A 14197-nucleotide genomic window follows, 5' to 3' on the forward strand; every position below is an offset into this window, starting at 1 on the left:
ACGGCTATTTTAAAAGGTAGGGTTAAAATATGGAATTTCATCTATTAATAGTAGAAGACGAAGTGAATATAGCTAAATTTGTTGAATTGGAATTAAAGCATGAGGGCTTTAAAGTTACCGTTTGTCATGATGGTAGAGAGGGTATGGAGCTTGCAATTTCAAACCAATATGATTTGTTGTTAGTTGATTTGATGCTACCAAGTTTAAATGGACTTGAAATATGTAGAAGAGTTAGAAAACAAAAAAATACACCAATAATTCTTATAACTGCACGAGATGCAATAATTGATCGTGTTTCTGGGTTGGAAGCTGGTGCTGACGATTACGTTGTTAAACCTTTTGCAATAGAGGAGTTACTCGCAAGAATTCGTGCGGTATTGAGAAGAGTTGCTAATTACACGGAACCCTCTACAAAGTTAGAAATGGATAAGTTGGTTGTTGATAAGAATGCGCATCAAGTTTTCTTTGAAGAAAAAGAGGTAGAACTCACTAAGACAGAATATGATATGTTGGTTTATCTATTGGAAAATGAAAATAAGGTTTTAACGAGAGATGCAATATTACAAACAGTATGGGGGTATGACACAGAGGTTGAAACTAACGTGGTTGATGTATACATAAGGCATTTAAGAAAGAAGCTGCCTGCTGTTTCTCATATGATTGAAACAGTCAGAGGGGTAGGGTATGTGATGAGAAAATGAAAAATTGGACCCTTCAAAAAAAATGGACTTTTAGTTCAGCTATTTCTATCTTCTTGAGCTTTCTTACGATGTGTGTCATTTTATATTTTTCTCTTTATAACTGGATGCTTATTTCAGAAAAGAAAATAGCACAAAACACCTTAAATGAGGTTGTTCTCTTCATTGAATCAAAAGGGCCTTTTCTAACGATTCAGGATATTAGTAGAAATCGAACACTGTTAAATCAAATTGTGAACCAAAAACAATCTGTTCGAATAATGAACAAAGATGGTATAGAATTGTTACGTATTAATGATGCAAGTGATTTTCCGGAATTCACGTACAATATGGAAGATTTTCAACGCGAAGTAATAAATGATCAAATTGTTTTTCATAAAATAGAGACACTCAACTTTGGAACATTTTCGGGTTATGTAGAAATTTCTCATGACCTTGAGAATTTTTCTCAGCTTATGAACTATATTTTAATTGCGATGCTAATTTTTGCTGTTATTTCTCTTTTATTATCTGCACTAATTGGTTATTCAATTTCTTCTATTTTATTAAAACCTATTAAAGAGTTAAGAAATGAAATGCAAAGAGCAAAACAGCACAAATTTTTAAAACAAGTAAGTTTTAATTATTCAACAAATGATGAAATCGGTGAACTTCTACTTATTTACAAACAACTAATGAATGAAGTTTCAGAAACGATTAAAAGGCAAGATGAGTTTATTTATAATGTTTCCCATGAACTTAGAACTCCAATACAAGTTGTGGAAGGACACTTGTCCCTTTTAAATCGTTGGGGAAAGGAAGAACAAGAAGTATTAGAAGAATCGTTATCAATTTCTCTTGTTGAAATTCAAAAAATGAAAAAGCTCATGGAAGAAATGTTGAAGCTTGCAAGAAGAGAGAATTCAAAAGAAACATCTTTAACAAATATATTGGAAGTTATTTGCCAATTACAAAATGAATATAAGCTTGTACATTCAAATGTCCGTATACAAGTAGAAATTGATTCAACCTATGTAGCTACAATTGAACAAACTGCTTTACTGCAAATTTTAAGGAACTTAATGGATAATTCAATTAAGTACAATGAGCATGATCCAATTATAATAATCAAGGGTTATCAAGATGGGTTGTATACAATCCTTACAGTCCAAGATAATGGAATAGGAATTCCAGAAGAACAAGTTTCAAAAATCTTTGATCGATTTTACATTGTGGATGAAGCAAGGACAAAATCAAAGGGTGGTTCTGGGCTTGGTTTAAGTATTGTAAAAATGTTAATGCTTGAATATGGAGGGAAGATTGAAGTAGAAAGTACGACTGGAAAAGGAACAATTTTTCGTCTGTTTTTTCCTAATATTTCAATTAAATAAGTGAAAATAAAATGAGCGATAAAAAATAATTTTAAATTCAAATTAATTTGTGAAAAAGGATTGTATTTTTTTCAGATAGTAGTAAGATGGTAATGGAAAAATCGTTCTTTCAAAAGGTTCTTTATGTCATTGCGAAAGAATGGTAAACTGTAAATGTGCACAAATTGTGTANTAATCATTTTTATCATCAGCCATAATAGGCACAAAATGTTGGAGGTTTTTCTAAATGTCGAACAATAAAACACCTTGGTCAGCTTTTTCTGGTCCTAACCTTGGTTATGTAATGGAGCAGTACGATTTATATCTACAATCTCCAGAAGAAGTAGATAATGAATTAGTGAATCTATTTAAACAATACGGAGCTCCTTCTTTAGCTTCATCCTCAGAATCAAATATTCAAGCTTCAAATCTTGCAGTATCTCCGAATAATTTTGATAAAATTATTCGTGCTATTCAACTTGCAGATGCAATTCGTTCACATGGACACTTAGCTGCTAATGTATACCCACTAAATGATGGTCCTAAAAACGAATCCAAAATTGATATAAAAACATACAATCTATCGGAACAAGATTTGATTGAAATCCCAGTAGAATTACTTATTACTAATCCACCAGAAAACGTTAAAAATGGTTTACAAGCTATTGAGCACTTAAAATCAGTATACACAAATAATATTGCTTTTGAATTTGCTCATATTGTAAATTCTGACGAACGTTTATGGTTACAAGAACGAATTGAAAAGGGTGCTATAAAAGGGAACCTTTCAGCAGATGATAAAAAAGAATTATTGAAACGTTTAACTCAAATAGAAGGTTTTGAAAAATTTATTCACCGTACTTTTGTTGGGGCAAAACGATTTTCAGTAGAAGGTCTAGACACATTGGTTGTTCTTATTGAAGAATTAATACGTCAATCAGACGCTACAAATACGAAACAAGTAAATATCGGAATGGCTCACCGTGGACGTTTAAATGTGTTAACTCATGTTTTAAATAAGCCGTATGAAATGATGTTCGCTGAATTTGCACATGTACCAAGTGACGCATTCTTACCAAAGGATGGATCTTTAGAAATTTCTAAAGGGTGGTATGGTGATGTTAAATACCATAATGGTGCTTCTTATCGTTCTAAATCTGGTCTAACTGTTAAGCTAGCGTATAATCCATCCCATTTAGAAGTTGTAAGCCCAATTGTCACTGGGCAAACTCGTGCTGCTCAAGAGACTACAAATTCTTCAGGATATCCAGTGCAAGATAAAAATGCAGCATTCGCTATATTAATTCATGGGGATGCGGCTTTTCCTGGTCAAGGAATTGTGACTGAAGTATTAAATTATAGTCGAGTTCGTGGCTTCCAAACGGGTGGATCTATTCACATTATTGCTAATAACATGATAGGGTTTACTACGGAACATTACGATTCTCGTTCCACTAACTATTCTTCAGATCCAGCTAAAGGTTACGAAGTTCCTGTTATTCATGTAAATGCTGATGATCCAGAAGCGGTTATAGCTGTAGCAAAATTTGCTTATGATTACCGTAAACAGTTTGGAAAAGATATTGTAATTGATTTACTTGGATACCGTCGTTATGGTCATAACGAAATGGATGAACCACTTGTAACTAATCCTGCTATGTACCATATTATTCACAAGCATCCAACAGTTCGTGAAATTTATGGGAAACAATTAGTAGAGGAAAATTTAATACAGGATACAGATGTTAAATCATTAGACCAAGATGTTTTCAGCGGTATGCAAAAGGCATATGATCGTGTGAAAGAACTGCCACAATCAACAGCACATGATATTATTATTCCGGAAGCAGTATTAAATGGCATGCCTGAAATTCAAACTGGGGTACCAGAAAGTCAATTAGCAAAAATTAATGAAGAGTTATTAACTTGGCCAAAAGAATTTACTGCATTTAAAAAACTAGAGAAAATATTAAAACGTCGTGAGGAACCATTTAAAGGAAAAGGTAAAGTAGACTGGGGACATGCAGAAACATTGGCATTCGCTACTATTTTACAAGAAGGAAATTCTATTCGATTAACTGGACAAGATGCACAACGTGGGACTTTCTCTCATAGACATTTAGTTCTTCATGATGAAAAAACAGGTGAAGAGCTAACACCAATTCACAGTATTAGTGATTCAAAAGCATCATTCGTTGTTCACAATAGTCCATTAACTGAGGCTGCAATACTCGGTTATGAGTTTGGATATAACCTGGAAGATAGTAATTCCTTATCCATTTGGGAAGCGCAATATGGTGATTTTGCAAATATGGCACAAGTTATGTTTGATAACTTCATCAGTTCAGCGCGTTCTAAATGGGGATTAAAATCAGGGCTAGTTATGTTACTTCCTCATGGATCTGAGGGCCAAGGTGCTGAACATTCTAGTGCTCGATTAGAACGTTACTTGCAGCTTGCTGCAGAAAACAACTGGACAGTAGCTAATCTATCAAGTGCGGCAAACTATTTCCATATTTTACGCAGACAAGCTAAAATGTTAAAAGAAGAAGCAATTCGTCCATTAATCATTGTTTCTCCGAAATCTCTTTTACGCCATCCTTTAGTAGGGGCAGATGTAGCAGAGTTAACTACTGGTCAATTTGAAACAGTTATCGAACAACCAGGTCTTGGGCAAAATACGAAAAAAGTTGAAAAAATCGTTTTCGCTAGTGGTAAATTGGCAATTGATTTGGCTGATAAAGTAAAAGATGGAAAAGGATATGATTATTTGCATATTGTTCGTATTGAACAAATATATCCATTCCCAGCTGAAAAAATTCAAGCCATTATCGAGCGCTATCCTAACGTAAAACAACTAGTATGGGCACAAGAAGAAACAGAAAATATGGGTTCTTGGAATTTTGCTCTGCCATATTTACTAGATCTAGCTAAAGGAAAAGATATTTCGTACGTTGGGCGGGTTCATCGTTCAAGCCCAGCAGAAGGTGATATTGATACTTATAAGTTAGAACAATCACGCATTATTGAAGAAGCATTAAAAAGCAATTAAGGTAAGGTTAGATAAGAGGAGGAAATTAAAGTGGCAGAAATTATTGTTCCAGAATTAGCAGAATCGATTACAGAGGGTACTATTGCACAGTGGTTAAAACAACCTGGTGATACAATTGAAAAAGGTGAGTTTATCGTTGAGCTTGAAACTGATAAAGTTAACGTTGAAGTAATTTCAGAAGAAGCTGGCGTTGTTAGTGAATTATTGTTTGCAGAGGGCGATACAGTACAAGTTGGGCAAGTAATTGCTATTGTAGGAGCTGGTTCAGGCTCTGCAGCTCCAGCAGCACCAACACCAAGTGCTGAAACAAAAGCGTCAGAAGCTCCTGCTTCTACACCATCTGAAGCGCCAAAAGCAGCAGAAGTTGTTGAAAACAATAATGAACAAGACCGTACTATTGCTAGTCCGGCTGCACGTAAACTTGCTCGTGAAAAAGGTATTAACTTAAGTGAAATTTCTCCGGTAGACCCTATGGGACGCGTACGTGTTCAAGATGTTGCAGCACATGGTTCTGCTCCTGTAAAAGCAGCAACACCTGCTCCAACGCCGGCAAAAGCAGCTGGACAAGAAGATGATGGTCGTTTTACTCGCGAGAAAATGTCTCGCCGTCGTCAAACAATCGCTTCTCGTTTATTGGAAGTTAGACAAAGCACTGCGATGTTAACTACTTTCAATGAAATTGATATGACTAACGTGATGGCTTTACGTTCTCGCAAAAAAGATAAATTCTTTGAAGAAAACGATGTTCGTCTTGGATTTATGTCATTCTTTACAAAAGCTGTAGTAGCAGCACTTAAAAAATATCCTTACGTGAATTCTCAAATTGATGGGGATTATATTGTAAAAAACAATTTCTATGACATTGGTATCGCAGTTTCTACAGAAGGCGGTTTAGTTGTTCCAATCGTACGTGATGCAGATCGTAAAAACTTTGCTGAAATTGAGGGTAATATTGGAGAACTTGCTAAAAAAGCTCGTGATAACAAATTAGCACTTTCTGATATGTCAGGTGGTTCATTTACAATTACAAACGGTGGAGTATTTGGCTCATTATTATCAACTCCTATTCTTAATGGTACACAAGTAGGTATCCTAGGAATGCATACAATTCAAAAACGACCAATCGCTGTTGGTGATGAAATTCAAATTCGCCCAATGATGTATGTGGCACTGTCGTATGACCACCGAGTAATCGATGGAAAAGACTCCGTTGGATTCTTAAAAACAGTAAAAGAGCTTCTAGAAAACCCAGAAGACTTAATGTTAAATTCTTAATTAGTAATAAAATGCAGACTCTCATTTTTGAGGGTCTGTATTTTTTTGCGCCAATATTCGATTGTAGGGGTCAGTGAAAATTCTATTTTATAGGTAGAGGGAAATCGAGCTTTGCGCAGGTGCAGGATGCGGCGAACTTAGATTGCCTTCCCCTCAACTGCGCGGGGTCTGCTGCCAACGCTATTCCCGCAGGAGTGTCGCCTTTATCAACGATTTTCTATAAATAATAATTGTAAAAATATAAGGAATAAAAACTTGCTCTATTAATGGTATGATGGTTTTCTAATTGAAAAGCGGATAATAGTTGAGTGGAGTGGAAGGCGGCGACTCCAGCCGGAATCGCATGAGCTGAAGACCCTGGACTGAGTGCGCGAGGGAAGCGGCTGAAGCCATGCCGGCGGAACGCGTCCGCCTGGAACGGAAATTAACGGGTCCAAAATAAAAATCCAGTATGTGAACAACTTGTCGTTCACATACTTTTATCAAAACTCATTGAGGACTTTTTAAGTGCCCTTCGACTCATCCTGCGAAGGCTTATGTGTAGCGAGTGGCTATAACACATCTGTGTTATACGCGTAAAGTAATGTAGTTGTAGAATTTGTCTTTGATAGCGAATCGATTTAGAACAAGTACAGACTAGGTTACTTCTTTATGTATTACTTTCGTTTGAAATCTTCTGTACACCATCGTATACTATAATATAAAGGAAGTGGTTATATGATACATACTAATTGGGCAACAAAGCCAACACTTAAGACGGTAAAATGTGTTCATACAGATGCAAAAAAATTCTTAGTGAGTAACGTTCTTACTGTTGGAAACACATATGAAGTCAAAAATGAAACAGAAGAATTTCTATTTGTCATTGACAATACAGGAAAAGTTGGCGGCTATTATAAGGAATATTTTCAATAAGAGAAAATAATTATGTTAAATGTATGTAGGAGTCTGACAAAAAAGCCGGTGGAGACATCGGCTTTTTTTACATAAGGAGAATTAGAAATGATTAATGTCATCGAACAAGAAAGACAGAATAGATTGCAGAGAACTCATAATGATGGAGACAAGCAATTAATCGGTGAAGGTGGTTATATGTCACCAAATGAACATTTGCTAGAAGATGTATTACTAGCTGTGACATTAAAAAAGCCGGTATTACTAAAAGGACCTACAGGTGCAGGAAAGACCAAATTGGCTGAAACAATATCTGCATTTTTTCAACAGCCAGTGCAAAGCATTAATTGTTCAGTTGATTTAGATGCGGAAGCATTACTTGGATTTAAAACGATTGTTTTAAAAGATGGACTTAACTCGATTGAATTTGTGGAAGGGCCAGTTCTCGAAGCAATGAAAAAAGGACATATATTATATATTGATGAAATCAACATGGCAAAATCCGAAACTTTACCTATACTACATAGTGTATTGGATTACAGACGAATGTTAACCAATCCGTTTACTGGTGAAGTCATAAAAGCACACCCTGACTTTTCGGTTATTGCTGCAATCAATGAAGGGTATATAGGTACTACACCTATGAATGAGGCATTAAAGAATCGATTTGTATCCTATTCAATTCCCTATATCTCAGGAGAACTTCTTGAAAAACTATGGATGGATCTTTTTCCAAATTCATCTAAAGAATTGCATGTTTTAATGTTAAATTTAGCAGAAGATCTGATGAATCAAGTGAAACAAGGGTTATTATCAGAAGAGGCGGCTTCGATTAGAAGTATGCAATATGCAATGGAACTAGCTGAATATATTGATCCAATGAGGGCAATCACCTATGCAATTGCAGAAAAATTAGAGGACGATCAAGAGAAAAAGCTTGTAATAGAACTAGCTTCTTCTTGGATGAAGTGAGGGATTTAGATGCCTTCTATAGATCGTTTTATACAATTTAATAATGAAACTATTGATGCAAGGCAGTTAATGCATTATGAAAATGTCGCCAAGGCTTTAACTTCAAATTCAATGTTAATGGTTAAAGAACGTAAGTTAATGGAATTTCAACCAGAAGAGCAGTCTTTGTCAATAAGTGTGTTTTGGAGACATCGTGAAGAACGCCTAATGAATGCTGGTAGGATGTCTGATATCTATTTACTTTCTGAGGGATTTTGGAAAGATTTCAACCTCCATATATGGAGAGATTACAAAGAAAATCAGCCAGTAACATTTTCAAAATGGATGGATCAATTAGTGTTTTGTTTAGAAGAATTTCGCTTAATTGAAAAAATCCAGAAAAAAAGAGTTGGAACGATTAAAGTATTTGAGAAAAGAATTCAAATGTACTTGTCATTTCATAAACAACAACTAGTAGTAAATAGTCAAAAAGGCTTTTTAGCTGATGCTTTTATTAGTTACTTATATGTTTGTCTTTACGAAGGTACTATGCGTGTAACAGGGCCTGAATTATTTCATAAAGCAAATAGTATTATTCAGAAAGCTTATGAAAATAGCCATACACAATCTTCCATTAGTATGGTATATGAATTTTTTTATCTTTTTATGGATGATTTAAAAGAAGATACAATTCATGAATATTATTCGATTATTTCAAGTTCCAATTTACGAGAATCTGATTTTCATTACCATAAAGGTGTGAAGAATTCTGAAACAGGGGAAGAGGAATCGAAAGAAACGATTGAAGAGGTATTTAGAAGTTGGCACCGAGAAAATGAAGATGAAAAAGGACTTCATTTACAATTTGAATTGGAACATGGAAGAGATGGGAAAGCTGATCAACGTATAGCCACAGAAGAAGGGCAAGAAGGACATGATATTACAGAAATTGGGAAATGGCAATCTTCTGGTAGCACAGCTGAGCTTAATAGTGACAATCAATCTTTAAAGGGTTCAGATTCTATAAAAAAAGCGGGTACTGCTTTTGGTAAAGAGAATGTTCATGTAGTGTATGATGAAAAACGAATAATTACAAATTCTATCGCTCAAGATAATAGATTATTGGAAAATTACCGACAGGAACAAGCACCTTATGTAAAAGCATTTGTTGATGAGATGAAAAAGCGGATGGAACAAAAACAAATAGCTAAGCGTGAGAATTTATCAAAAGGTAGGCTTTCATCAAAACTGTCCGTTTTTTGGACAGAAGAACGACCAAAACCATTTTATAAAAAAACTGCACCAAGCACACAATTAAACGCAGTATTCGGCTTGCTAGTAGATGGTTCCGCATCTATGCAAGATAAGCTTGAAGATACGAAAAAGGCAGTACTACTATTTCATGATGTATTAAGGAAACTACAAATTGCACATGAAATTGTAGTACATTACGAAGATGCATATGAAGCATCTGAGTCAAAACAGCCGAACACATTTGAATGGATTCATAAATTGGAAGACGGACAACAAGATAATGGATTAGATATTCTTTCCATAAATGCACATGAGGATAATCGCGATGGATTCGCTTTAAGGTGGATGGGTAAAAGACTAGAAGATAGACAGGAGCATCATAAATTTTTGCTTATGTTTTCTGACGGAGAACCTTCCGCATTTGGATATGCCCAAAACGGAATAATGGATACAGCAGAAGCAGTAGTAGAGCTTGAAAGAAAGAATATAACAGTATTACATTTATTTTTAAATGATGCAGATGCAACCGAAGAACAATTAGAGCTGTTCCGTTTAATCTTTGGGAAAAAAACTGCAACCGCTTCCTCATTAGAAAAATTCTCGGAAGAAACTTTAAGAATATTGAAAAAAATACTACATCATGTAGTAAAGAGTTCATAAAAAACCGCCTTTTTTGAAGGCGGTTTTGTTTTAAGTAAAACTCGTTAGTTGTTAATTCTTTTGAGATTGTTCTGCAATTAATAGGAGACGTTGTTTTAATTCTTCCTCCATACGACCGATTTCAATTTCTGCAGCTTTTCGTTTGACTCTACCGTCTGCTTGAATACGAATTGTTTCTTCAATTGTTTGTAAAAGGTTTTCTTGGGTTTTCTTCAATGTGTCAATTTCAACTATACCACGTTCATTCTCTTTTGCTGTTTCAATACTATTCACTTTTAGCATCTCTGAATTCTTTAAAAGTAAATCATTTGTAGTTTTTGTCACTTGTTTTTGAGCTTCTACGGCTTTTGCTTGACGATTAAGTGTTAACGCAATCGCAATTTGGTTTTTCCAAAGAGGAATAGACGTCATAATTGACGATTGTATTTTTTCAGCTAACGTTTGATTGGTTTGTTGTATCATACGAATCTGTGGAGCACTCTGAATGGTAATTTGTCTTGATAATTGTAAGTCATATACTCTTTTTTCTAATCGATCTAAAAACTGGGCCATATCGTTAACTTCCTGATACGCCATTTGATCATTGGAAGCCTCTGCTTTTCTACGGAGTTCTGGAATTGTATTATTAATAATCTCTTCTTTTTTTAATTCCGCTGCAGCAATATATACATTTAATGCTTGGAAATAGGTTTTATTTTGCTCATAAAGTTTGTCCAGCATATGAACATCTTCTACAAGTCCTCGTTTGGAATGTTCTAACTGTATACCAATTCTATCAATTTGAGTACTTAACTTTTGATATTTTGTCATCATTTCCTGAACAGAGCGATTAACTCGATTAAATAATTTTTTGAGTCCTGATTTCTTTTGTGTAGTTAATTCTTCTGGATTTATTTCAGAAAGCTTATTCATTAAATCCCCTAAAATATCTCCTACAGGACCAATATCTTTCTTTTGAACATGATCAAGCATTTGATGGGAAAAACGAGAAAGTTCAGTTTGTGCATTAGCCCCATATGTTAATATTGCCTCATAATTTCCAGCAGGAATTTGATCTGCCAATTGCTTCGCTTTTTGCTTTTCAACTTCAGATAAACGATCAATTAGTTTTGTAGGAGTTTGTTCTCCAGAAGTAGTTGTTACTGGCTGTTCTAGAGGCTTTGCCATTTCAAATGGACTTTCTAATAATTCATCCATTAAGAAATCATTATTTGTATTCGATAGTTTTTCGGTCATTTTCTGATTCTCCTTTTAAATATAAAGGTTGTTCTTTTTTGCCAACAGACAATTTAGCGAAATCCAATTCCATTTTTAAATGTTCAATATCTGTGGCGAGGACATCTTTTAAATCTTCCTCCATTTTATAATTGATAGCTTGTAAAGTATCTCTCGTATCTTGTAGAGCGATTTTCATGTCATTGTTTTTAATAGGCTGACTTACTAATAACGTGTATTTCGAAGTAAGCTCAACTGCTGAGTCTAAATGTGCATAGAAAAAGTTCTCAGCATGATAAAATTTCTTTGGATTTGCTTTAACCAATGAAATAATTCGTTTTGCAAGGCGAGTCATTTCGAAAAGTTGTTTAAATGAACTTATAGATCTAACCTTTAGGTATAGGCTATTTAATGTACGAATTTTAACATTCGCCTCTTTTAACTGCTTTTGAATATGAAAATATTCCGAAACAGTCAGCTGGTGTTTTTTCATAATGCTTCTTTGTTGTAACTTTTTTATACTAAAATTTGATATAAAATAAATTCCAATAGCTAGAGCTGAACTAATAAGAAAACTTGTATCAAATGCAAAAAAGAAAATGAACCAAGAAGTGATCATTATAGGTATATTTAAAAAATGTCGAATGAAAGTTTGGGCAACTTCAGTCATAATTTGTAACCTCCTTATATATACAATACATTATACGAATGGGAGACAAGAAGGTTTCATATAAAGAGTGCAAAGGGAATTATACAATATCTGTTTCCATTGTAGTATATCCAATTAAATCGTCAAAGAACTCAATTTCAAATGAGTTGTTTTTCATAAAAGGAGATACCCCTTTTTGAATAAATTGAATGAATTCTTCCATACTCTTAGTATTCCCTTCAATGTCTATCATTATGTCTTTCTCGTTATTTTGCTTGCACTGCCCTTTTAGTCCAAGAGATTGAGCCTTTTGTTTAACTAAAAAACGAAAACCCACACCATCTACATCACTACGCATAATAATATGTGCTCGTTTATTCAAAAAAATCTTCCCCTTTGAGATGTATAATTACTTGTACATTTAACTTAACTGAAAATTAAAGGATTTTCAATTTATTAATGTTCTGAATAAGTCATTTGAGTAGACTTTCTTAGAGATAGCAGTAAAATATGAAATAACAATATATGTTAGAAGGCGATTAAATGATTGAAATTATTTATATGAAAGCAGATTACGAACCTTGGTATGAATTTGAAGGTTGGGAAGAGCATATAGTAGAACTGGTTTCATTTAAAGAAGAAAATGAGGCGCTTGAATATTTAAATAAGAAACTGGAGGAATTTAGACAAAATTTCCCTTTTGAAAAAGTAAAAAGAGATAAATATTGGGCATTTTGGTCAGTAAAAGAACAATGTTTTTGTGATTCATGTGACGAGGATCTCCAAATTTACCATGGTATCATTTGGAATGATCTTCGATAAACGATTTTGAATTATAAAATTATTTGTTGACTAAATTTATCCAACTGATATAATTTAAATAACAATTCATAGTGAGAAGCCGGTTTTGAAATTCACATATCCTATGTAGTGATCGATGTGATGTCGGTACTTCATGGAATATGTGAATTTTTGTTTTTCACATATTGATTAATACTTTTGGAGGTAATAGAATGAAACAAGGTACTGTAAAATGGTTCAACGCTGAAAAAGGATTTGGATTTATCGAAGTAGAAGGCGAAAATGATGTATTCGTACACTTTTCAGCTATTCTTGGAGAAGGCTTCAAATCACTTGAAGAAGGTCAAAAAGTAGAATTTGAAGTAGTTGAAGGAAACCGCGGACCTCAAGCTGCAAACGTAACAAAACTATAATAATAGAAGAGAAGCTCATCATTTCGATGGGCTTCTTTTTTTTGTTAATTTTATTTATAATTTATGTTTAAAGATTGCTTAAAAGGGGAAAAAAGAATTCTTGAAAGCATTAATAACTCTAGGGGGAAATGATTTGGAAAAGGTACTTATAGATGAGGATGTAAAAGGGTATTTTAATAAACATAAACAAGATTTTGAAAACCAATTATTGAGTCAAGCTGTAAATGTAAAAGATAAAATAACCGACATCTTAAGGGTTGGTGAAATTGACCTCATTAATAATGCACACAAACTTATTGATTTTATCCTTGATGGCGATAAACAAACAGAACTTAAGCTATTTGCAAAACAAGAAGGAATCGCGTGGGCAACACATTCCTTAACTTTATCTTTTAAACTGGAATGGGTACAGGCAATTCGCAGGACCCTTTGGAGCTTCATGCAGGAACTTAACAAGGAAAAGCAAAAGTTCAATTTAGATTCAATATTCTTATTGGAAAAACAACTCAATAATCAAATTGATGACTTTTTAAATTCATTCTTTATTAACTATTCAACATTTAAGGATGCATTGCTTTTGTCTCAAAGGGAAGTAGTTGAAAACTTATCTGTTCCAATTATTCCAATAACACCAACTATATGTATACTACCTTTAATTGGAACAATGGACTCATTTAGAACGACTATTCTAGAGGAAAAGGTTTTAACAGAGATTAATAGACTTCATATACAAATATTAATTATTGACTTATCAGGCATAGCTGAAATGGAAAACAAAGTTATTGAAAACCTAATGAAAACTATATACGGTACTTCCATGATGGGATGTCGCACAATTATTACTGGCTTGCGTCCAGATGTTGTTAGACAAATGATTAAACTAGGGATTAATTTTGATAAAGAAACAAAAACTTTTGGTACTTTACAACAAGCTTTAAATGAATTCCTAATAAAATAATTGATCACATAGAAGAAGCTAATCTAAT

General features: G+C 33.9%; 13 protein-coding genes. 10 read left to right on the forward strand and 3 right to left on the reverse strand.

Annotated elements, in window-relative coordinates; translation table 11 throughout:
- Nucleotides 1-29: 29 nt before the first annotated feature.
- The 7 genes from AN959_RS08050 (at nt 30) to AN959_RS08080 (ending at nt 10133) form a co-directional block, all read left to right on the forward strand.
- A complete protein-coding gene (locus tag AN959_RS08050) occupies nt 30-701 on the forward strand; it encodes a response regulator transcription factor (protein WP_056829735.1) in 672 nt (223 codons plus the stop codon).
- Nucleotides 698-2068: a cell wall metabolism sensor histidine kinase WalK gene (locus tag AN959_RS08055; RefSeq protein WP_056829737.1), complete on the forward strand. Its 1371-nt coding sequence runs from the start codon at nt 698-700 to the stop codon at nt 2066-2068. Before AN959_RS08050 ends, AN959_RS08055 begins: the two co-directional genes overlap by 4 nt.
- Nucleotides 2069-2294: 226 nt before the next feature.
- Nucleotides 2295-5099, forward strand: a complete 2805-nt coding sequence (locus AN959_RS08060) for a 2-oxoglutarate dehydrogenase E1 component (protein WP_056829738.1) — start codon at nt 2295-2297, stop codon at nt 5097-5099.
- A gap of 30 nt (nt 5100-5129) precedes the next feature.
- Nucleotides 5130-6374: a 2-oxoglutarate dehydrogenase complex dihydrolipoyllysine-residue succinyltransferase gene (gene odhB, locus AN959_RS08065; protein WP_056829740.1), complete on the forward strand. Its 1245-nt coding sequence runs from the start codon at nt 5130-5132 to the stop codon at nt 6372-6374.
- A gap of 717 nt (nt 6375-7091) precedes the next feature.
- Complete coding sequence (locus AN959_RS08070) at nt 7092-7289, forward strand: DUF6501 family protein (protein ID WP_053589618.1); 198 nt, start codon at nt 7092-7094, stop codon at nt 7287-7289.
- 87 nt (nt 7290-7376) lie between these two features.
- Nucleotides 7377-8240 carry a MoxR family ATPase gene (locus tag AN959_RS08075; RefSeq protein ID WP_056829742.1) on the forward strand — a complete coding sequence of 288 codons (864 nt, stop codon included), beginning with the start codon at nt 7377-7379 and terminating at the stop codon, nt 8238-8240.
- Between the two features lie 9 nt (nt 8241-8249).
- Nucleotides 8250-10133 (forward strand): nitric oxide reductase activation protein NorD, encoded by a 1884-nt coding sequence (locus AN959_RS08080; protein WP_056829744.1) that lies wholly within the window; start codon nt 8250-8252, stop codon nt 10131-10133.
- Between the two features lie 51 nt (nt 10134-10184).
- On the opposite strand, the gene AN959_RS08085 is transcribed toward AN959_RS08080, so the two are convergent.
- From AN959_RS08085 to AN959_RS08095, 3 genes are all read right to left on the reverse strand, one after another.
- On the reverse strand, nt 10185-11369 hold the full coding sequence (locus tag AN959_RS08085) for a toxic anion resistance protein (RefSeq protein ID WP_056829746.1): 1185 nt from the start codon (nt 11367-11369) through the stop codon (nt 10185-10187).
- Complete coding sequence (locus AN959_RS08090) at nt 11341-12018, reverse strand: 5-bromo-4-chloroindolyl phosphate hydrolysis family protein (RefSeq protein ID WP_056829748.1); 678 nt, start codon at nt 12016-12018, stop codon at nt 11341-11343. Before AN959_RS08090 ends, AN959_RS08085 begins: the two co-directional genes overlap by 29 nt.
- A 79-nt stretch (nt 12019-12097) precedes the next feature.
- On the reverse strand, nt 12098-12379 hold the full coding sequence (locus tag AN959_RS08095) for an acylphosphatase (protein ID WP_056829750.1): 282 nt from the start codon (nt 12377-12379) through the stop codon (nt 12098-12100).
- A 161-nt stretch (nt 12380-12540) separates the two neighbouring features.
- On the opposite strand from AN959_RS08095, the gene AN959_RS08100 reads away from it, so the two are divergent.
- The 3 genes from AN959_RS08100 to AN959_RS08110 all read left to right on the forward strand — a co-directional run bounded on the left by AN959_RS08100 (nt 12541) and on the right by AN959_RS08110 (nt 14169).
- Nucleotides 12541-12819 (forward strand): DUF1033 family protein, encoded by a 279-nt coding sequence (locus AN959_RS08100; protein ID WP_056829751.1) that lies wholly within the window; start codon nt 12541-12543, stop codon nt 12817-12819.
- 191 nt (nt 12820-13010) lie between these two features.
- Nucleotides 13011-13211, forward strand: a complete 201-nt coding sequence (locus AN959_RS08105; protein WP_053589611.1) for a cold-shock protein — start codon at nt 13011-13013, stop codon at nt 13209-13211.
- Nucleotides 13212-13344: 133 nt separating this feature from the next.
- A complete protein-coding gene (locus AN959_RS08110; protein ID WP_056829753.1) occupies nt 13345-14169 on the forward strand; it encodes an STAS domain-containing protein in 825 nt (274 codons plus the stop codon).
- The last annotated feature ends 28 nt before the right edge of the window (nt 14170-14197 follow it).

This window comes from Psychrobacillus sp. FJAT-21963, assembly GCF_001420585.1.
In the GTDB taxonomy this organism is placed as follows: Bacteria; Bacillota; Bacilli; order Bacillales_A; family Planococcaceae; genus Psychrobacillus.

Excerpts from the sequence above, each read along its gene's own strand:
- AN959_RS08050 (WP_056829735.1), top strand. The coding sequence starts at position 30 with ATGGAATTTCATCTATTAATAGTAGAAGACGAAGTGAATATAGCTAAA.
- AN959_RS08055 (WP_056829737.1), top strand. The coding sequence starts at position 698 with ATGAAAAATTGGACCCTTCAAAAAAAATGGACTTTTAGTTCAGCTATT.
- AN959_RS08060 (WP_056829738.1), top strand. The coding sequence starts at position 2,295 with ATGTCGAACAATAAAACACCTTGGTCAGCTTTTTCTGGTCCTAACCTT.
- AN959_RS08070 (WP_053589618.1), top strand. The coding sequence starts at position 7,092 with ATGATACATACTAATTGGGCAACAAAGCCAACACTTAAGACGGTAAAA.
- AN959_RS08075 (WP_056829742.1), top strand. The coding sequence starts at position 7,377 with ATGATTAATGTCATCGAACAAGAAAGACAGAATAGATTGCAGAGAACT.
- AN959_RS08080 (WP_056829744.1), top strand. The coding sequence starts at position 8,250 with ATGCCTTCTATAGATCGTTTTATACAATTTAATAATGAAACTATTGAT.
- AN959_RS08085 (WP_056829746.1), bottom strand. The coding sequence starts at position 11,369 with ATGACCGAAAAACTATCGAATACAAATAATGATTTCTTAATGGATGAA.
- AN959_RS08090 (WP_056829748.1), bottom strand. The coding sequence starts at position 12,018 with ATGACTGAAGTTGCCCAAACTTTCATTCGACATTTTTTAAATATACCT.
- AN959_RS08100 (WP_056829751.1), top strand. The coding sequence starts at position 12,541 with ATGATTGAAATTATTTATATGAAAGCAGATTACGAACCTTGGTATGAA.
- AN959_RS08105 (WP_053589611.1), top strand. The coding sequence starts at position 13,011 with ATGAAACAAGGTACTGTAAAATGGTTCAACGCTGAAAAAGGATTTGGA.